The 18,400-nt window shown below is 59.8% G+C and carries 14 protein-coding genes and 2 pseudogenes; 7 read left to right on the plus strand and 9 right to left on the minus strand.

Annotated features, from left to right (window positions below; genetic code table 11):
• Window positions 1-148 precede the first annotated feature (148 nt).
• Both FJ398_15295 and FJ398_15300 read right to left on the minus strand, forming a co-directional pair.
• The gene (locus FJ398_15295; protein MBM3839301.1) at window positions 149-442 is read right to left on the minus strand and encodes a hypothetical protein; all 294 of its coding nucleotides are present in this window, start codon (window positions 440-442) and stop codon (window positions 149-151) included.
• Between the two features lie 354 nt (window positions 443-796).
• On the minus strand, window positions 797-1,222 hold the full coding sequence (locus FJ398_15300) for a hypothetical protein (GenBank protein MBM3839302.1): 426 nt from the start codon (window positions 1,220-1,222) through the stop codon (window positions 797-799).
• Window positions 1,223-1,277: 55 nt separating this feature from the next.
• On the opposite strand from FJ398_15300, the gene FJ398_15305 reads away from it, so the two are divergent.
• Together FJ398_15305 and FJ398_15310 are read left to right on the plus strand one after the other, a co-directional pair.
• Window positions 1,278-1,763, plus strand: a complete 486-nt coding sequence (locus FJ398_15305) for a hypothetical protein (protein MBM3839303.1) — start codon at window positions 1,278-1,280, stop codon at window positions 1,761-1,763.
• A gap of 286 nt (window positions 1,764-2,049) precedes the next feature.
• Window positions 2,050-5,421: a hypothetical protein gene (locus tag FJ398_15310; protein ID MBM3839304.1), complete on the plus strand. Its 3,372-nt coding sequence runs from the start codon at window positions 2,050-2,052 to the stop codon at window positions 5,419-5,421.
• Window positions 5,422-5,700: 279 nt separating this feature from the next.
• Here the strand turns inward: FJ398_15310 and FJ398_15315 are convergent, their stop codons facing one another.
• Both FJ398_15315 and FJ398_15320 read right to left on the minus strand, forming a co-directional pair.
• Complete coding sequence (locus FJ398_15315) at window positions 5,701-6,609, minus strand: formylglycine-generating enzyme family protein (protein MBM3839305.1); 909 nt, start codon at window positions 6,607-6,609, stop codon at window positions 5,701-5,703.
• Between the two features lie 118 nt (window positions 6,610-6,727).
• Window positions 6,728-8,614 (minus strand): hypothetical protein, encoded by a 1,887-nt coding sequence (locus tag FJ398_15320; GenBank protein ID MBM3839306.1) that lies wholly within the window; start codon window positions 8,612-8,614, stop codon window positions 6,728-6,730.
• A gap of 329 nt (window positions 8,615-8,943) precedes the next feature.
• Here FJ398_15320 and FJ398_15325 point away from each other — a divergent pair, with 329 nt between their 5' ends.
• The 3 genes from FJ398_15325 (at window position 8,944) to FJ398_15335 (ending at window position 11,978) form a co-directional block, all read left to right on the plus strand.
• Window positions 8,944-9,153 carry a hypothetical protein gene (locus tag FJ398_15325; protein ID MBM3839307.1) on the plus strand — a complete coding sequence of 70 codons (210 nt, stop codon included), beginning with the start codon at window positions 8,944-8,946 and terminating at the stop codon, window positions 9,151-9,153.
• 74 nt (window positions 9,154-9,227) lie between these two features.
• Complete coding sequence (locus FJ398_15330; protein MBM3839308.1) at window positions 9,228-10,829, plus strand: MBOAT family protein; 1,602 nt, start codon at window positions 9,228-9,230, stop codon at window positions 10,827-10,829.
• On the plus strand, window positions 10,830-11,978 hold the full coding sequence (locus tag FJ398_15335; protein MBM3839309.1) for a hypothetical protein: 1,149 nt from the start codon (window positions 10,830-10,832) through the stop codon (window positions 11,976-11,978). It abuts the gene before it with no gap.
• 1,104 nt (window positions 11,979-13,082) lie between these two features.
• On the opposite strand, the pseudogene FJ398_15340 reads toward FJ398_15335, so the two are convergent.
• Both FJ398_15340 and FJ398_15345 read right to left on the minus strand, forming a co-directional pair.
• Window positions 13,083-13,463, minus strand: a pseudogene (locus tag FJ398_15340) (type II toxin-antitoxin system VapC family toxin).
• Window positions 13,460-13,561 (minus strand): annotated as a pseudogene (locus FJ398_15345) (type II toxin-antitoxin system Phd/YefM family antitoxin). The pseudogenes FJ398_15340 and FJ398_15345 overlap by 4 nt, the downstream one beginning before the upstream one ends.
• Window positions 13,562-13,957: 396 nt before the next feature.
• On the opposite strand from FJ398_15345, the gene FJ398_15350 reads away from it, so the two are divergent.
• Window positions 13,958-14,914: a DUF4159 domain-containing protein gene (locus FJ398_15350; GenBank protein MBM3839310.1), complete on the plus strand. Its 957-nt coding sequence runs from the start codon at window positions 13,958-13,960 to the stop codon at window positions 14,912-14,914.
• Between the two features lie 162 nt (window positions 14,915-15,076).
• On the opposite strand, the gene FJ398_15355 is transcribed toward FJ398_15350, so the two are convergent.
• Genes FJ398_15355 through FJ398_15365 form a run of 3 tightly spaced genes read right to left on the minus strand, consistent with a single transcriptional unit; the run spans window position 15,077 to window position 17,856 of the window.
• The gene (locus FJ398_15355) at window positions 15,077-16,540 is read right to left on the minus strand and encodes a VCBS repeat-containing protein (protein ID MBM3839311.1); all 1,464 of its coding nucleotides are present in this window, start codon (window positions 16,538-16,540) and stop codon (window positions 15,077-15,079) included.
• A 47-nt stretch (window positions 16,541-16,587) separates the two neighbouring features.
• A complete protein-coding gene (locus FJ398_15360) occupies window positions 16,588-17,604 on the minus strand; it encodes an RluA family pseudouridine synthase (protein ID MBM3839312.1) in 1,017 nt (338 codons plus the stop codon).
• A 3-nt stretch (window positions 17,605-17,607) separates the two neighbouring features.
• A complete protein-coding gene (locus tag FJ398_15365) occupies window positions 17,608-17,856 on the minus strand; it encodes a hypothetical protein (protein ID MBM3839313.1) in 249 nt (82 codons plus the stop codon).
• Window positions 17,857-18,029: 173 nt separating this feature from the next.
• On the opposite strand from FJ398_15365, the gene FJ398_15370 reads away from it, so the two are divergent.
• Window positions 18,030-18,251: a hypothetical protein gene (locus FJ398_15370; protein ID MBM3839314.1), complete on the plus strand. Its 222-nt coding sequence runs from the start codon at window positions 18,030-18,032 to the stop codon at window positions 18,249-18,251.
• The last annotated feature ends 149 nt before the right edge of the window (window positions 18,252-18,400 follow it).

The following is an 18,400-nucleotide window of genomic DNA, read 5'->3' on the forward strand; positions in this document are numbered from 1 at the left end:
ACTGCCGCCCTTCGGGTTGCGCCGAATTTTGCCTGGGGCTGCGTTGCTCCTCGGTCACAGCCCCACTGGCGGGGGATGCTCGCTCGTCGCGCCTTGCCCCAGGCCAAATTGGGCGCAACGAACGTGAACGTATTTACGAAACGGACCACTAAGTCAGTTTGCCCATGCCGGCACTCCAGCGAAGCGAACTTGTTCTCCAGGATCTGCTGAGCCAGCCGATAATTCTGGCGATCAAGCTTGCGGCGCGAGTCTCGGAAAAGGTGTTCCATTCGGTGAATCCATAGACCACGAGCACGTCGGCATTGGGTGATCCGAGTTCAGCGGCCAAGCGGCGAAGTTTCAAGCGCATGCCGTCGGGGACTTTCTCGCCGCCAAGAACGATGCGGCGGAGATTTTCCCAGTGCAGGCCTTGCTCGGCGGCCTGGTGCAGCACGTGGTACATGAAGGTCGGACTCGTGGGGGAGTCTCGGTCTGACCGTCGCCGGTCCTGGTTGTCCTCGCCGTGCGGCGCATTTTTTGTCAGTCCTGAAGCAATATACTGTGCAGACCGTGGGATTGACGACAGATCGACCGGAGAACCGTGCGCAGATTTTCAATCTGCTGTATCGCCGATTTCCAATCGGCAGGGCGCCGGCAAGTCCCAGCGTGCTCGGACTGGGAGACGCCCCGCAGAATACAATTCTGCGATACGCCGAACAGACAAGGAGGGAACAGGCCGCTGGAGGGAAGGTGAGGTTCAATGCCCCCAAGGCCCGCCACGCGGCGCGGCACGGCTGAGTTTGCGGAGGCCGCGAGGTTATTGCAGCGCGGGCGAAATGCCGAGGCTGCCGAGGACTTCGGCGCCGCGCTCCGGCGCTTCGCCAACCCGCGCGCGCTCGGTCGATGGTTCCCTAGACTTTTCATCCAAAAAATCCAGAACGACAGAATCGATGCAGGGCAGGTACATCAGCGCCGAATAGTGGCCGGCCCAAATTTTAATCAGCCGGGGTTTTCCCATCGCGAGGAGGTCCTCGGCCCTCATGCTGCGCAGGGCGATTTCGCGCGCGGCTTCCCGGCCTGCGCGTTTCATCACGTTCGCCATTGGTTCGCCCAGAACTTCGGATGAAACCGTGCGCTGCCGGAGGGTTTCCTGAAACGGGCCGATGAGATTGAGGAGCGTGAAATAGTTAGTCGCGTGGTACGCCAGGCGGTGATCGACGATTTCGGGAGCGTTGCGGCTCACGGCGGGTCTGAAGGACGCGGAGGCTTTCGCGATGGCGGCCGGGGAAGGTTCGGCAATGACAGGCTCTTGGGCCAGAACGCTCCGTTCAAATCCCAAGGCCAATGCGAGGGCAACGGACCGCAATACTTGCCATGAACACCACGGCAGAGTTGCGTTGCCGCACAGCCGGTTTTCAGTCGATGCGGCGGCGCAGCAACGCCGCTCTACCATCGACGGGTTCAATGGCCGAGTGCATGGTGATCGGGCCAAGGGAGCTTCCCATGAACCGGACGGTAGGGCGAGCCTGTCCCAAGCGAGCCGAATCGGAAGTGTGCCACGCGCGTCGAGCGGCTCGCCGGGACGGACTCGCCCTACCGGGTTCGTGGGAGGCCAGCACGTCTGGAAGGAACAATCGGACGCGAGCGGCGCGTCGGTTGCGCTGACCTCAAACTTCAGATTACGAAATGGCCGATACATCTTTGGCCTTCGCAGTTGGCGCTCGACCGCCGCTTACTCGCTTCAATTAATGGCACAACTCCGGCCAACTTTTTTAGTGGGGTGAAGTCCTGACGGTAATCCCTCAGCTAACGACGGTGGAGCGACGCTCCTGCGGATTTTTTCTTCGATGGCATTACAGTAGCTCGGCAGGAGTCTCGCCTCACCTCACCTACCTTAACTGGGGGACACTCCTGACGGCCATTTCTTCTTGCGCTGCCCTTCCTCGGTCGTCTATAGCTCTGCGCGTTCCCAACGCGCCGGTGCAGCCCGGCCAACGGAAGCCTTCCATGGGTTCGCAGAATCTCCTGCCATCCAAGTTGTGATCGCTTCTGTCGAGGCAGAAAATCTGAATGAAAATCCGAAAGGGTACCGCGATGAAAAGAAACTATCTCTCCTCCTCCTGCTGGACCGCTGTTCTTTGTCTGAGCGCCATAGCGTTCAAAGCAACGGCGGCAGACGTCCTCACCCCTTGTTTCCTCAAGGTGTCGATCTACACCAATTTACCCGGCGCCGCCGTGGCGGATTTCACCGGCGACCCCACTTATCCGGCGAAGCCCGGAGAAGTTCGATTTCTCAGAGCGTTCAACACGCGCGACGCCATTCCGAACGACACGCTCCAGGACTTCGGCGGCCGCATCGAAGGTTTTCTCACGCCCCTGGAATCCGGCGAATATCACTTTTTCCTGCGCAGCGACTCGCAGTCGCAGCTTTGGCTCAGCACGGATGACAAGGAAGCCAATGCGGCTCAGATCGCCGAGGAACCGGATCGCGGCGACCCGTTCATGGAGCTGGACGCCGGAGACTCGGCGACCTCGCCTCCCGTCGCGCTCGTCGCGGGAAGACGTTATTTCATCATGGTGCTTTACAAAGGAAACAGCGGCGGCGGCAACAGCACGGACTTCGCGCAGGTCGCGTGGCGCAAGGTGGGGGACACGACGCCGGCGTTGTTGCTCAAACCCATTCCAGCGGCGTTTCTCTCCACGATGGCGAGCGATGCCCAGGCTTCCAAGATCACGATCACTCAGCAACCCAAAGACGTGTCTGGCGAAGAGAATTCCAGCGTGACTTTCACTTGTGTGGCCACGAACGCTCCCGCCGTCCCGCTCTGCATCCAATGGCAGCGCAACGGGGTCAACATTCCGGGCGCGACCGGCACGAATTACGTCCGTTTCCTGGACAAGGCAGACCACGGCGCAAAGTTCCGCGCGCTCATCGCCGCTCCGGGTGTTTCTGTGAACAGCGCCGAAGTCACGGCCACGGTTACCGACGACAAAACGCGTCCCACGATTGCCGCGGCCAAAGGCGGTCCCAACCGGCCTGAAGTTATCCTGACGTTCTCGGAAAGAGTCACTACCACCGCCGCCACGACTATCGGGAACTACAAAATTGCCGCTCCGAACGGCACCGCGCTGGCGGTGACTGCGGCGGCGTTGTCCGCGGACCGGACCCAGGTTACGCTTCAGACCGGGCCGCAGACGCCGGGCACCGAATACACGGTCACAGTGAGCAACGTCACGGACCTTGCCGCCGCGGCGCCGAACGCAGTGGCCACGAATACGACCGCGAAATTCTTCGCGCGCGGACCGTTGATCCAGGGCGAGGACGGCTTTGTCGTTTGGGAAGCGGAAGATTACGACCGCAACCCGGATGGTTTGTGGTTCGCGGATACCGAACGCGGCGTGGCGTCAGGCGGAGTTTCCATGGTCAATTACAACGGCGCGGGGGGCGGGGAAAACAACACCAAACTCGAATACGACATTTTCTTTTCCCAGACCGGGACGAACATCCTCTGGTGGCGTTTCAGCGGCAACGACGGCAACGACGACTCGGCGTGGATTCATGTGGACGGCGCGCGTCCCGTTGGCCGTGAGGCTGGCAACATGGCCGCCATGAGCGGCACCGGAACCAGCCTGGCGGGCAATTGGGGATGGATTTCAAGCCCGTTCGAAGGGGGCGGCCAGATGACCTTCGTCATCGACACCCCTGGCGTCCATACCATCGCCGTCGCGCGGCGCGAAGATGGATCTTATGTCGATAAGTTTGTGATCACGAAGAACCCGTCTTTCAATCCCACGGCGGTGTTCGGCACGTTGGGTCCGCCCCTCACGCTGCGCCAGGGCGAGCCGCTTCCGCCCGGGCTGAGTTTCGAGATCACCCAGCAGCCGGTGAGTGTGACCGGGGTGGAACATTCCACGCTTTCCATCGTGGCCCAGGTGGCGTTGCCGCAGGGCGTGCTCTCCAGCACCCAATGGCAGCGCAAACAAGGCAACGCGTTCGTGGACATCCCCGGCGCGACGCTGCAAACGAACACGATTTCCCGGTTGACCATGGATTGGAACGGCGCGGTGCTTCGTTTGAAAGTCAGCAGCAGCGGAGTCACGAAATATTCCGATGAGGCGACGGTGACGGTGACGCCAGAAACGACGCCCCCGGAATTGTTGGCGGCCACCGGACTGGCTTTGCAGAATCGCGTGACCTTGCGCTTTTCCGAACCGTTGAATGCCACGAGCGCCGGGAACGCGGCCAATTATCAAATCACCGGCTCCCCCGGCGCGTTATCGGTCACTTCGGCCACGGTCTTGCCTGGGCAGCGAAGCGTCATGCTCGCGACCGGCGCCCAAACGGTCGGCACAAAGTACACCGTCACCGTGTCGCGCGTGACCGATCAGGCGGCTACGCCGAACGCGATCGTGAATGGCACCGCGAAGTTTTACAGCCTGGGCGCGCTGCAACCACAAGGCGCGGACGGGTTGCTGGTGTTCGAAGCGGAAGCTTACGACCGAAATCTCGACAACCTTTGGGTCGAAAACAACTCGCGAGGCAATCCTTCTGGCGGGATTTCGGTGGTGGTTCCCACGGGCGGGAGCGAGACCGCGACGCAACTCGAATATGATCTCAATTTCACCAAAACCGGCACCAACATCCTTTGGTATCGCGCCAGTGGCAATGACGGCAGCTCCGACTCGTCGTGGTTCTGGATCGACGGCGCGCGCCCGGCAAATCGGGCGACCGCCAACCAAGCCAGCCTGTCCGGGTTTGGGAACCAACAGGATTTCGTCTGGCGCAGCGCCCCGCAGGACGGCGGCGGCCAGTACACCTTCATCGTCAATACCGCCGGCCCGCACATCGTCGGACTCGGCCGCCGCGAGAACAATGCGCACTTCGACAAATTTGTCATCACAACGGACCCGGCGTTCAACCCGAACGACTACGGCCCGTTTGGTCCGCCTGAAACGCGAGCCGGATCGCCGGCGTTGCCGGCGCTGGCCATTGCTTCTCCGGAGGCGAACGCGCAGTTTGACGCGGGAGCCAATATTCCTGTTTCCGTCACGATTTCGCAGACGACGCGAGTGATCACCAAAGTGGAATTCTTCAGTGGCGCGGCCAAGATCGGCGAGTCAGCCGCCAGCCCGTACAATTTCACCTGGCAGAACGCGCCAACGGGGACGAACAACATCACCGCGCGGCTCACGGATGACGTGGGGGACATCGTGGGTTCCCGACCCGTGCCTGTTATTGTGAATCCCGGAGCAGGCAGCCCGGCGCCGAAGTTTACCGGGTATCGCATCCAGGGCGGTAATCTCGTTCTGGAGTGGACCGGCGGCGGAAGACTGCAATCTTCTCCCGTGCTGCCAGGGCAATGGACCGATGTGCCGAATGCCGTCAGCCCGTTTAGCGTCGCTCCCGGCGGGCCGCAGCGGTTCTACCGCGTGGTGCAATGAAGCCCGGGCAGGGCTGCGCTGCCTGCCCGTAGCGTAGAGTTGCACTCTGCTGTATCGCCGACTTGCAATCGGCAGCGCGTCGGCTTATTCGACCGCGCCCAAACCTGCCAGCGCCACGCAGGATGCAATCCTGCGATACGGCAGATTGAAAATCTGCGCTACGCTAAATGGATACGCCGCGCAGCCTTCCTTTCGTTGAGTCAGAATGGAATCGAAAACGGAACATCACGGCTGCGCGGCAGCGCAGCCCTGCCTTCGACTGAAATGCACGGCTTCTAATCAGCGCGCCGCGTCGCCGGACGCTTTTCGCACGCAGCGGAAGCCGTAGATGTCGTAGCCGAAGCATACGTCCGAGTAACCCGGATTCTCGTTGTAGCGATATCCGGAGCGCGCGCTCTCGTCGCCGAATCGCCAGGCTCCGCCGCGAAGCACCTTGTTTTCCCCGGTCTGCGGGCCTCTCGGATCCTGTTTGGGCGACTCCGCGTAATAATCCACCTTGTAGAAGTCGTTGCACCATTCCCAGACGTTGCCGCAGATGTCGTAAAGCCCCCAGGGATTCGGCTGCTTCTGGCCAACGGGCCTGGGGCGGCCGCTGGAATTCTTTTCGATCCAGGCGTAATCTCCGAGCTTCGCGGAATTGTCGCCGAAGAAATAAGCCGTCGTGGTTCCCGCCCGGCAGGCGTACTCCCACTCCGCTTCCGTGGGCAACCGGTAGCCATTGGCGTCGAAGTTGCACTGCCAGGTATTGGTGTCGTAGCAAGGCTGAAGGCCCTCTAACTCGGATCGCTTGTTGCAGAATCGGACCGCATCGGACCAGCGCACCTGCTCGACGGGATTCTTGTCTCCTTTCCAGCGCGATGGATTCGAGCCCATGACTCTCTGGAATTGCTCCTGAGTCACAAGGAATTTGTCCATGTAGAACGCGCTGACCGAAACTTCGTGCGGCGGTGAATCGACCTCGTTTTTGTCGCCCATCGTGAAGCGACCGGCCGGGATGAGAACCGTTTCCGATTTGGAGTCCGGCGCAGTCTTGGCCGAATCTGCCGCTGGCGCCGCGAGATTCGCTGGCGCCGGCTTATCGCCGCCAGCTTGAGTTTGCGAACGAGCCTCCGGCGTTTCACGCCCGCACCCGTTCACCAGCGCAAGGACCAGGGACAACAACAAAACAGTTCTGACAAATTCTTTCATACAACTCTCGGTTGAGGTTCGTCAGGCTTCGCCGCCTCTTCACCCGCTTGCCGATTCAACTCATTTAACCGATTTAACGATTTAACGTTGTAACGAATAACGCCTCGAATCATGGCGATCAATAATCCGCCCAAATCTCATACCCGTCCGGATTTCGCAGAATCTGGCGGCAGCGAGCCCTGATTTCCTTCGCCAACTCGACGGCCCTGGGTTGTTCGAGGCACGCGCGCGCCGCTTCCTGGAACAATTTCCGGGTGATCGTGTGGCATTGCGCGACCACATAATCCTGGGCGCCGCCCATGGCCCTCCAGTCTTTGAGGAGTTCCAGGTAAGCCTTCAGGTTGTTCGGATCCTTCTTCCTCGTCAGGCTCATCGTTTGGCGAGTCAATTCCTCGGCGTGCGCCAGCGACTTCATATTCTCCTTTTGCACTTCGTATTCTTGGGGAATTTGCTGGACGATCGCGTCCAGGTTTTCCAGGAACGGCTTCAGTTCGGGAGGGGAGTTCCCTTGGGTTTGCAGGAACCGGGTCATTTCGGCGGAGAATTTTCGGTACTCGTCGATGCGTTCGAGATGTTGCCGGACAAAATAAATCATGTCGTCGATGGCTTCGGCAATGAACTGCTTCTTCTGGACCTCCTCGCCCGACTCGAACACGACCTGGATCGCTTCGGTATAGCCGCAAGTGCAGGCGCGATGCACCTGGCCGTCGCGCCGGCGATGGTGAGTGCGGAGCTTGCGTCCGGCCACGTCGAGGATGGAGTCCGACGTTTGCCGGCCCAGCGTGGCTTTCAGGATGTCCACCGGGGTGGGGATCAAGGGAGGCGTGTCCTGTCCTTCCAAAAAATAAACCAAGGCTTCGCCCTTCGGCGGGATTTTTTTGCTCAGGTGAAAGAACGCGGTGTCGCCATTGAACCAGACCGGATAGTTGTACGAGCCGGGCACACCGCGCCAGATCTGGCCTTTGGATTCCCGGAAGGCGAAAGAGGTTTTCACTCCGGCTTCCAAAAGCTGCGTTTTCCATTTGGCCGGGAACGGCTTTTTCCACGCGCTCGCTACGTCTTTCTCCAGGTGAACCGGCTTTAATTCTTCCCGATGCCAGATGCCCGGAGCACTCAGTGCGGCCAGATAAAAGCTCTGGCCGCCGCTATCAAACTCAATCGCATCCGCGAGCCGCTTGCCGTCTTGAACCGCGCCCAAAGTGAGTTTCAGTTGCTGCTTTCCCTTCGACCATGTCATCACCAGCATGCTGTCGCCGCCCTTCAACAGACCCAGGAAAAAGCTCTCCGCAGAAACACAAAGCGAATGAGCGGAGGGATAATCCGCCGGGCCAACGATCAGATCGTCGCCGATGAAGCTCGGCGCGACGCCATACTCAATCTGACCGGCCAATCGGAAGTCCTTCAGGCCCTGGGCAGGCTGAATTTCCACGATCTCGGTCCGGTCCATGGCGAACGTGGCCGACAGATCCGTTGATCCCAGGGTGGTGAAAGCGGCTTTGATCACCGCCTGATCGCCGCCGTTCCTCACGATCTCGAGGCGGTTGATGTTCGCGGGCTGAGTGCTTCCTTGAAGCGGGACCAATTCGGCAACCCGATTGAAGGCCGCTGCGTTCGACAGCGATCCGCCCGCTGGCGTGCCAGGATCCGCTTTCGAGAAAACAACGACTCGCCCCTTGGCCGACCAAAAGACCGCGAGCAAACGGTGATTCTCCACGACGGCGTCGCCTTTGAAGGAGTATTCCCGGCCGTAATATCCGGGGTCTGAACTGGCCTTGGCCGGGTCGGCTTCGAGGGTCAGGAGGTCCCTGGGCACGAGTTTCCACCCGGTTTTATTCGCTAGCTCAACCCTGTCCGCAAAGCGCGATCCCGTGTCCCAGATCATCACATTGCTCGCGGCTGACGCGCAAAGGACCGCGAGAAGCATGGCTGCGGTGGTTGATGTGAAGGAGATGGCTCGCTTCAGCAGGAGCGATTGAGGACCACTCACCGTTGGATTTGGCTTCATAAAGACGGCAGACGGTAGTTTCCGAAATCTGCGCAAGCGCTTTCAAAGGAATTCTTATTCTGTCTGGATAGCGCTTTACAACCTTGATTCCTGCGGAGGTCTGGCTGTATGGGCGCGTTTCCCTTCTTCCTCTGAGCTGAATTGCCGGATCCGCGCCGTTCTGGCAGCCTTCTTTCCATGGAACGAATCGTTCACAAAGCGCGCAACTTCAAAGCCGCAGACGAATGGGATGTCCGCCAGCACACCGAGCTTTCGCCAGTCGAGCGGCAGCGAATAGCCCGCGAGTTGAAACGCCGGGTTTATGGAGACGCCGCTCCGGATGTGCGCGCATGCCACCGGAAAAAATAGAGACCGCGCATTTTTCCGCCGACACGCGCGAGTTCATCGCCCTGCTGCATCAACACGCGGTGCGATACGTCATCGTCGGTGGCGAGGCGGTCATCTTCCACGGTTACGCCCGTTTGACCGGTGACGTGGATTTCTTCTACGAGCGAGTGCCACGCCGCTCAGCGAACCGAATGACGGCCTCCCCGTGCTGATCTCCTTTGGGGTTGAGCGCCGTCGCACCGGAAACTAGCATCCGTCCGCTCGATGACTTCGCAAGAACCATAGCATGCTTTTTCACACCTGGCCGTTTCTGGTCTTCCTGCTCATCGTGCTGCCCGTCTTCTTCGCGCTGCGGAAGACGCGGCTCTGGCTCCCGTGGCTGACGATCGCTTCGTATTTTTTCTACGGCTGGTGGAATCCGTACTACCTGTTCCTGGTCGTCTATTCCACCTTGCTCGATTTCAGCCTCGTCGCCCTCATGGAGCGGTGCCCGCGTGAAGGCCAAACCGTTGACCCGCTCGCGCGCCTGACCCGGCTGAAGTTTGACGACCGCGTGTTGAAGTGGGCTTTTGCGGGCGCTTCATCCGCCACGGCGGTTTGCCTGGGAACGGCGCTGTTCGGCTCGGCCACGTTGCGGCCCGCGCTGACGGCGCTCGGAGCGCTGGTGTTTCTGATGGCGCTGGGCGCGCTCTTCAGCAGCCGTCGTATCTGGCTCTTGATCAGCCTGGTCAATAATCTCGCTCTGCTGCTCTTCTTCAAGTATGCGCGTTTCGTCGTCGAGAATCTCAACGCCGTCTTCAGCTCGCTTCCTCTCGCGGTGAGATTGCCCGATCCCTCGACGCTCATGCCGTTCGGGTTCGAGTACTTGCTGCCGGTCGGAATCTCCTTCTTCACGTTCCAGTCTCTGAGTTACACGATTGATTTCTATTTCGGCAACGTGGAGCGGGAACGAAACTTCCTCCGTTTCGCCACGTTCGTTTGCTTTTTCCCCCAACTCATGGCCGGGCCGATCGAGCGGGCCAAACATCTGCTCCCGCAATTTCGCCAGTTCCCGGCAGTTCGTCTCCGGAATTTCACCGACGGCGCTTCGTTGTTTCTGGTGGGCTTGTTCAAGAAACTGGCGCTCGCGAATTACCTCTCGTTCTACGTCGAGCGCGTGTACGACAATCCCGGAGCGCATGGCGCGCCGGCGCTGATCCTCGCGACGGTCGCTTTCGGCTGGCAAATCTTCTTCGACTTCAGCGGTTACACGGACATGGCGCGCGGCGTCGCGAAATTCATGGGCTTTAATCTCATTTTGAATTTCAACAATCCCTATCTCGCGACGGGGTTGGGGGATTTCTGGGCGCGCTGGCACATCAGTCTTTCCACGTGGTTCCGCGATTACGTCTATATTCCGTTGGGCGGAAAACGGGACGGGACGTTTCGGATGTACCGGAACCTGTTCCTGACTTTCTTCATTTCCGGCATCTGGCACGGCGCGGCGTGGACGTTTGTGATTTGGGGAACGCTCCATGCCCTGGGCGTGATGATCACCCGCGAACTGGAGCGGTCCGAATTCTACCGAACGCAGGTGCCGAAGCTGTTGAAACAACTCGGCGTGTTCGCCTTCGTGAGTGTCACCTGGATTTTCTTCCGCGCCGAATCGCTCCCGGAAGCGCTTTTGATCGTCCACCGCATCGTGACGGCGGCGTGGCAAGATCCCCAAATTCCCGCGCTGATGATCGGACTGGTCGCGTTGATCTGGCTCTACCAGTTCTGTTACGAATCGCGCTTTCGGCATCTGCTGCAAACCGGGTTCGCTCGGGTGAGCGTGGCGGTGTTGATGCTTTTGTATTTGTGCCTCGGCGCGTCCGGCGGCGGGGCGTTCATCTATTTCCAGTTTTGAATGTCAATACCTGAGCTACCGGAGACGCCGTTCGTGAATGAAATGCGGCTCAATGTGCGGCATTGGGCGGCGGCTTTCACCATCCTCGCAATCGTCACGGCGCTGACGCCGGCGCTGTGGAAAACAGTCGAGCGCTTTGAACCGGGCCGCGATTTTCGCATCCCATACGCTTTGAGCAAAGATTACTGGCTCTACGAACGCCGGCTGCAATTGCTCGCCCCGACGAACATCGGCGTCATCGGCGACTCGGTCATCTGGGGCGAATACGTCCGGCCCGACGGCACGCTGTCGCATTTCCTCAACGAACAGTCCGGCCAGCCCGGAAAGTTCGTGAACGCCGGGGTGAACGGCATGTTTCCGCTCGCGCTGGAGGGGCTGATCCGGTACCACGGCGCGCCGTTGCGCAATCGGAAAGTCCTTCTGCACTGTAATGTCCTTTGGATGACGAGTCCCAAAGCGGACCTGAACACGACGAAGGAGGAACGCTTCAACCACGCCGATCTCGTGCCGCAATTTTCACCGCGCATTCCCAGCTACAAAGCGGACTTGAACCAGCGCCTCGCGGCGATTGTGGAACGGAATTTCACCTTCTCGCAATGGGCCACCCATTTGCAGAGCGCTTACTTCGGGCAAAAGAACCTCCTGGCCTGGACGCTTGAGGAAGACGGCAGCGATCCCCCGCGGCATCCGAACGCGTATAAGAATCCGTTCGCGCAGATCACGTTCAAACTCCCGGAGGAACCCGCCGTCGATCCCGAACGCGGCCCGGACAGTCCGCGCCACAAACCGTGGTCCACGACCGGACAGGGTTCGACGCGCTTCGAGTGGGTCGAACTGAATCAATCCCTGCAATGGGCGGCCTTTCAACGATTGGCGGGACTCCTGCAATCGCGCGGCAACGACGTTCTCGTGGTGCTGGGCCCGTTCAACGCACACATCATGACGGAGGAAAATCGCCCCGCGTTTCGGCGGATTCGGGATACCATCGCGGATTGGCTGGCCAAGAATCGCGTGGCTCATGTCGTGCCGGAGGTCCTGCCGTCTCAACTCTACGCCGATGCGAGTCATCCCCTGACGGAAGGTTATCAACGGCTCACAGAATGGCTCTATAATGAGACGACGTTTCGGAAATGGGCGGAAGGGAAATAGCACGGGCGCATCGTCAACCCCGGACCGAACCTTCAATTTGGCGCTGCACAATTAAGGGATAGGCCTCCATCCTTTAATTGCTCGCCGGGAATTAAAACTTCTTTCGGCTCGGCCTTGCGCGTTCACCGGTTGCTCCAGGCGCAACTGATCCTCTCGATTGCCTCAGCGCGCGCTGTTTCGCGGGTAATGCTGCGAGTCTGGCCATTGGGACACGCGGGAAACGTTTCCGCGACGCGAACGACTTTCTTCATGATCTTGCGAATATGCACAGCTGCCATGCACGTGGCCGAAGGGAGAAGTCCTGAAGTATTTAAGGTTTTCGCCACAACTGCGACAATCAGGGCTACGTGACTACCTGCGATTGTTCAGCCTCTCGAATCCGTCGACGACCACATCAAGCAAGTATGCGACCAGATCGTCGTTCCCAAAAAGCTGCATCCCGGTGGTGTTGGCCCAAATCAATCCGGAGTTGCGTAAGACCGGCTTGAATTCGAATGCCGTGAGCTTTCTTGCACTCTCCCAGTTACCCGCGTCGTCGAATTGTGGACAAGATAAGTCAATCAACAGGCTACAGTCGGATGCTGAGTTGATATACAGATCCTTCGTGCGAAAGTGAAGGTCGAGAGCATTCGAACAACGAATAAAAAACCCTTGTTGAGTTATGTGGAGTTTCAGTGCGAGCGCGGTTGCGCTGGAATTAAGTGTCAGTACCGTCGATTCAAGGGCCTGACGCAACGCGGCAAATTGTTGTTCTACCGCGACCGCACCTTTGGGAGTCGCCAAAAAGGTTTCGGAATCGGCCTTTTCCTTTAAGGTTTGGTCGAGTTTCTTAATTCGGCTCATTGCCGCATCCAGTGAAGAGATTTCGCGCGCACGGTCAGCGGCCTGGACCGCCTGCTTGATCTGGGCCACAATCGAATCGACTCCATCAGAAGCTTTGGCGGCATAGCGCCCTGCCAGAACTGGTGAATATTTTCGAACCTCATCCTCCGAAACATCCTTCCAAACGGGTAAAATCACCTTCCTCGAAGTTGTTTCGAGTGCGAATAATCCGTCCAGTTCCGCCCTGGGCCACTTTTTGGAAAAAAAGAATGCACTCAGAACAAGCAACGCCACTGCATATTGCCTTGCGAGCGAGTCGGACGAAGCGAACGTCAGCCCATGAGCTAACGCCTGACAGATCAACATTCGGTCGAAGGGATCGCGATGCAGCGGCGGTAATCCGCTCAACTGGCCAACGGCAGCTTCATCCAATGCCAGCGGCGCGATGAGATGCTTTTCGCGTTGCAGCGGGACAAACTGCGCGGGTGGTTGCGGCAATGGGAGTTTGCCGAGGCTGTGTTTGAGGGAGATTTCCCAGAACGAGACGGCGCTCAAAAACACCTGGTTCTGGGGATCGCGCACTGCGGATACGGCTGCCATGGACAATTTGGCGTCGCCGGTCACGAGCCAGAGGAATTCGCAGGTATCCAGCAGAATCCTCATTTGCCTTCAAACGTGCGCAGCACGTCTTCCGGCAAGGGGGCATTGAAGTCATCGGGGACGGTAAAGTGGCCTTTGGCCAAGCCGATGGGGCGCGGCTGCGAAAGTGGCGGCGGATTCAGAATGGTGAGCAGGCCGGACGCTTTCTCTGGCAAGGCTTCCGCACCCTTCGGTGAAATGCGGCCGTGGTCAATTTCGACTTCAACTGTCCGATAGCTCATGGCACGAAATTACGCTTGAACCCAGATGGCCGCAAGGAGCGAGTCGCCAATCGTTTCGTTGGACAAATGGCGCTGACCGGGCAGGCTTGGCCCGGATATTGGAGCAAACGCGCGTGTTCCCATCGGCGCCTCGCCGATGGGTTGGGCGTTGGCTGGCCCGACAGTTCGCTTAGCGCAGCCGGTGCCAGATTTGCGGCGAGGCGCCGCAAGCAGCACGCGAGGGCGCGTGCGCTCCCCAGAATATTGCGGATTCTGCGGACGGATGATCGAGTGACGATGACGAGAAAAATGTCCAGCCTTTGGATGACAACCGCGGTCTTGACGGCCGGGATTTGCCTGGCGCAATTCCAGCCGCGGTCCGGGTCGAGTCCGCGAAGTTCTGAATCGGGCCGATTCATCCGCATCGAAGGCGGGGCAGTGATCGATGAGGACACGGTCCGCACGGCTCGCGAAACCGGTTTCCATAGCACCGACACGCCCGCCTGGACCAATCCCCCCGGCTTCGAGCGGGACGTGTTCACGTTTGCGCGTGTCATCTTCCAATCGGATGCGGCGGCCAGCCCGCGCGCGGGTATCGGACGCCGGCTCGGTTGGTGGGTGGATTATCCCGACGCCGACCTGAATCTCTCGTTTCGCCTTCAGCAATTGACCTCGATCCGAACCGATCCCGACGCACGCGTGCTCAAGCTGACCGACCCGGCGCTGTTCGATTATCCGCTCCTTTACCTGGAGCACGCGGGTTACATGCGCTTGAGCGATGAGGAAGTCGCGATCCTTCGCCGGTATCTGGCCTGCGGCGGCGCGCTCTTTGTGAACGACTTTTGGGGCACGCAGGAATGGGACGGATTTGCCGGACAGGTCGAGCGCGTTCTGCCGAACCGGTCCTGGACGGATCTGGAGATCGAGCATCCGGTCTTTCACTGCGTTTTCAATCTGCAGGGCCCGATGTTCCGGCTGCGCGTGCCGACGATGCAGTTCTGGAACGAAGGCCACGACCCGGACGATCCGCAATCACCGCCGCAGCGGGTTTCGCGCGGCGAGGGGTGGGAGGAAATGCACGTCCGCGCGCTGCTCGACGACGCCGGGCGCATCATGATCCTGGCGATTCACAACAGCGACGTGAGCGATGGCTGGGAGCGGGAAGGGGAAAACGATCTCTATTTCAACCGCTACTCCGAGAAGATCGCCTATCCTTTGGGCATCAATCTGGTGTTCTTCTTGATGACGCACTGACTTCCGACGGGGCCGGCTTCAGGAATTCCTTTATTCGTTTTTTTTGGGCTCTCCAACCGTCGGATTAAGGTTCAAGCGCGCAGAGGAACGCCGCGTTCATGCCGCTACCGCACGGGAAATTTCGAGATTCGTGGCTCATCGGGGGCCACAAAAAATTTCCGGTCAAGGCACGCTCCGATTCCGGAGCAGCAACACGCTCGCTTTCTCCTTGAGAAATTCTTCGTAACGGGCGAGATGCTCGGCGGGAATCGCCATCGGCACCTGGGCTGCGCCCAAGATCAGGTCCGTGTCGCCATCGCCGTCTGCGTCTCCGGCACCCACCCGTATCCAGCGATTCCAATAGCGGTCCTCGAGGCCGGCGCGCTCGACCGTGCCGTCGGTTCGTTGCATGAGAAGCAGAAAAGTCGTCGGGATCGTGGAACGCCAGTCCGGGTAGAATGCAGTTGCGGCGAGATCGATGCGGCCATTGCCGTCAAAGTCGCCCGCTGCGACGTCCATCGCACCGTCGAGCCGCTCGAACAAAACTTCGGCGAATTTCCAATCTCCTTCATTGCGCAGAACCCGCACTCCGTAATGGGCCTTGAGAGGCCGGCCCCGGAGTTCGAGGTTGTTCCCGGCCAATTCGACCAGATCGGGTTTGCCGTCGTTGTCCCAATCAACGATTAAACACCGGTTGTAACCCCAACCCACCGGCCTCCCGACAATCACGCGCGGCACGAAGCGGCGCGGGCCTTCATTGACGAACGCGAGCAGACGCGGCCGGGCGTTCGCGACGGCAATCATGACATCCAAGTCGCCGTCGCCGTCAAAATCCGCGACGTCGCCCCAGGTGGAGCCCGGTTCCTCGAACAAGACATTCTCCTGCAGAGTTTCTCCGCCCCCCCACCAGAGCCCCACGCGTCCCACCGGGTAATCGCCGAAGCCGCAGACGAATAAATCGTCCTTGCCGTCTCCATCCAGATCGGCGGTGCGATGCGCCGTGATGCGCGCGTGGTTGTCCACGACGGTCTGCTGAATTCCCTCGCGCAACCCAAAATCCACGATTCGACCCAGGCGGAAGTCCCGTCCGAAGTGGCCCATCAACGCCACGCGCCGCACCGGGCCAACGCGCTCGTAAGCGATCGGCTCCGAATGCACTTCGATCGCCGTGGTCTGGCCGCGCTCCAGAATCCGAAATTCCGCCGGACGGGACGATCCAATCACAAGCGTCTGATCCGATGGATCAATCCAGGCCAGCGTGATCACCGAAGCCGGAATCGCAAAGGGCAAGGGTTCAAACAACGGTGACGCCGCGGGTTTCGGCTTCAGTTCCGGTTCCTGGTACTGACCGGACGCCCGGTCCAGGAAATAGGCGCGGATCGCGTCAAACTCCTCGCGCGTGACGAGCGGCTTGGGCGGAACCAGAGTGCGATCCACCAGGAGCGGGTGCAGCTCGATGTCAGGGGGAGCGGAATAACCCAGGTAGTTCCCCATCCACGCGAGCAAGTAAGGCCATTCCTCGCGAGGCAGGAAAGACGGAGACGGACTCGGATGGCACCGCGCACAGGCGATTTCAGCCAGCGCCTGGCCGTTCAAGGACCGGGGCGCGGGAGATTTTGGATCGCAGCCGCCTGATAAGGCCAACATCGCGATCAGGCCAACCGCGGCCCGCGGTGAAATCAGACGCCTCACGCTCAGGGTTTGATGTATCGGTTTCGCGATAACGCGTTTTGAAGTTGCCGAAGGTCTTTGGGCAACTCAGCGGTCCAGGCCATACACTGGCCGGGCTTTTCCGGATGTTCGAGCTCGAGGATTTCCGCGTGCAAGGCCTGACGCGGAAAATCGATCAAAGGCTTCACGCGGTCTTGTCCGCGATACGCCGGATGGTACGTGCGGTCGCCGATCAACGGAAGTCCGGCGTGCGCCGCCTGCGCGCGAATCTGATGCTTTCGGCCGGTCTCCAGACGAAGCCGCAATTTCGTGACGAAGCCTTTGCCGCCGGCCAGCGGATACTCCGCGATGACTTCGTAGTGGGTGATCGCTTCGCTGGCGTCGGCCCCGGCGGCTTTTGCCGGCGCTTCCAAAAGGACGCGCTGGTGAAGTTCGTCCTTGCTCAATAGCAGCCAGTGCCGCCACGTGCCTCTGGACGCGCTGGAACGGCCTTCCACCCAGGCCACATATTCCCGCTTCATGGTGCGCGCCTTGAGCTGCTCGATGAGGTGGCGCCGCGCCGCCACGCTGGTGGCCATGCAAAAGGCGCCGCTGGTGTATTGGTCGAGGCGATGGACCGGCAACGGCTTCAGCCGTCGAAACGCCGTTGGCAGCGACCTTCCGGCGACACCTCGGTCCTGGGCTTTGAGTTTGCCCGCCAGGAAGTCGGCCAGGATGCTCAGCGCGGAAATGCCGCAATTCGGCGCCGGCACGGAAATGAGGCCCGGCCCCTTGTTCACGATGGCGAAGGAAGTGTCCAGGTAAAGCAAGGAAACGCGGGGATGAATCTTCCAACCGGAAGCGCACGCCAAGGTGGTCACGCTTCGATCCAGCAATTCCAGCGCATCACCGGGGTCCGGGATGGTTTGATGAGGTTTGCGAAGGACAACGCCGTTGACGCTCACGCGCCCCGCCAGAATCCATTGCTTGGCGCGGCCTTTTGGCGTGTCCGGATGCTTTCGCAGCACCCAATCCAACAATGGGCCAGCGTTCGCCTGCATAGGTCACACAAAGGCAACAGGGTTCTTTGTTCTCTTTGTTTCCTTCTGTAAAGGTCCGCACTGCGGTCTGTGCGCTTTGTCCTCGGCACTGGTAATGCAGACCATCGAGGGCGTCTGTTGGCCCGATGCGGCAAGCAGTCGAAACCGGACTGTCGTGACAGGTTCCTCCAACGCCGCGGCGAGCAACAAAAGCAGCGAGACGACCACCACGAAGGCCACTTGAACGCGTTGGAACTCGACGGGGCGTTTCATGGAGCGATCATGATCCTCACGGAATCAAGGTCAAGAGCGGCCCCCGCAAAGACAAAGCCGGGCGCCGGGCATATCAGTTCGGAGCAACGAAGGCGGCCTAAGACTCAAACACCATCTCTGTCACGTCGTTCACGCTGGCTTGCTCCCAACACCCGCCTGGCTATACTGCCATCATGAGTGCGAACGAGTTGCTTGAAAAGGTAAAGTCGCTGCCGGCTCGTGAACGCCGCAAATTCCTCGCCGGTGTCCATGAGTTGGAAGAGAGCCTCCAAGGGTCGCGCTGGCGAAAGAAACCGGTTCGCTGGCCTGACGCGGCGGCGCGGCGGCGAAGAATCTTCGGAGACAAGGTTCTGCCTAATTTGGTGCTGCTGGCCCGCGAAGAGGAGCGTTACTAAGTGGTCCATTTCATAAATACGCTCACGTTCGCGGCAAGGGATTTTTCGGCCAGACGAGGCGCGAGCGACGAGCATATCCCGAAGTGGATCTGTAAGGAGCAAGCAACGAAGTCTGGCGAAAAAGAACTGCCGCCCTTCGGGTTGCGCCG

The sequence above is a fragment of the Verrucomicrobiota bacterium genome, assembly GCA_016871535.1.
In the GTDB taxonomy this organism is placed as follows: domain Bacteria; phylum Verrucomicrobiota; class Verrucomicrobiia; order Limisphaerales; family SIBE01; genus VHCZ01.

Excerpts from the sequence above, each read along its gene's own strand:
- FJ398_15335 (MBM3839309.1), top strand. The coding sequence starts at position 10,830 with ATGTCAATACCTGAGCTACCGGAGACGCCGTTCGTGAATGAAATGCGG.
- FJ398_15305 (MBM3839303.1), top strand. The coding sequence starts at position 1,278 with ATGACAGGCTCTTGGGCCAGAACGCTCCGTTCAAATCCCAAGGCCAAT.
- FJ398_15350 (MBM3839310.1), top strand. The coding sequence starts at position 13,958 with ATGACGAGAAAAATGTCCAGCCTTTGGATGACAACCGCGGTCTTGACG.
- FJ398_15330 (MBM3839308.1), top strand. The coding sequence starts at position 9,228 with ATGCTTTTTCACACCTGGCCGTTTCTGGTCTTCCTGCTCATCGTGCTG.
- FJ398_15310 (MBM3839304.1), top strand. The coding sequence starts at position 2,050 with ATGAAAATCCGAAAGGGTACCGCGATGAAAAGAAACTATCTCTCCTCC.
- FJ398_15370 (MBM3839314.1), top strand. The coding sequence starts at position 18,030 with ATGAGTGCGAACGAGTTGCTTGAAAAGGTAAAGTCGCTGCCGGCTCGT.
- FJ398_15360 (MBM3839312.1), bottom strand. The coding sequence starts at position 17,604 with ATGCAGGCGAACGCTGGCCCATTGTTGGATTGGGTGCTGCGAAAGCAT.
- FJ398_15295 (MBM3839301.1), bottom strand. The coding sequence starts at position 442 with ATGTACCACGTGCTGCACCAGGCCGCCGAGCAAGGCCTGCACTGGGAA.
- FJ398_15325 (MBM3839307.1), top strand. The coding sequence starts at position 8,944 with ATGCCACCGGAAAAAATAGAGACCGCGCATTTTTCCGCCGACACGCGC.
- FJ398_15320 (MBM3839306.1), bottom strand. The coding sequence starts at position 8,614 with ATGAAGCCAAATCCAACGGTGAGTGGTCCTCAATCGCTCCTGCTGAAG.
- FJ398_15355 (MBM3839311.1), bottom strand. The coding sequence starts at position 16,540 with ATGTTGGCCTTATCAGGCGGCTGCGATCCAAAATCTCCCGCGCCCCGG.
- FJ398_15365 (MBM3839313.1), bottom strand. The coding sequence starts at position 17,856 with ATGAAACGCCCCGTCGAGTTCCAACGCGTTCAAGTGGCCTTCGTGGTG.
- FJ398_15315 (MBM3839305.1), bottom strand. The coding sequence starts at position 6,609 with ATGAAAGAATTTGTCAGAACTGTTTTGTTGTTGTCCCTGGTCCTTGCG.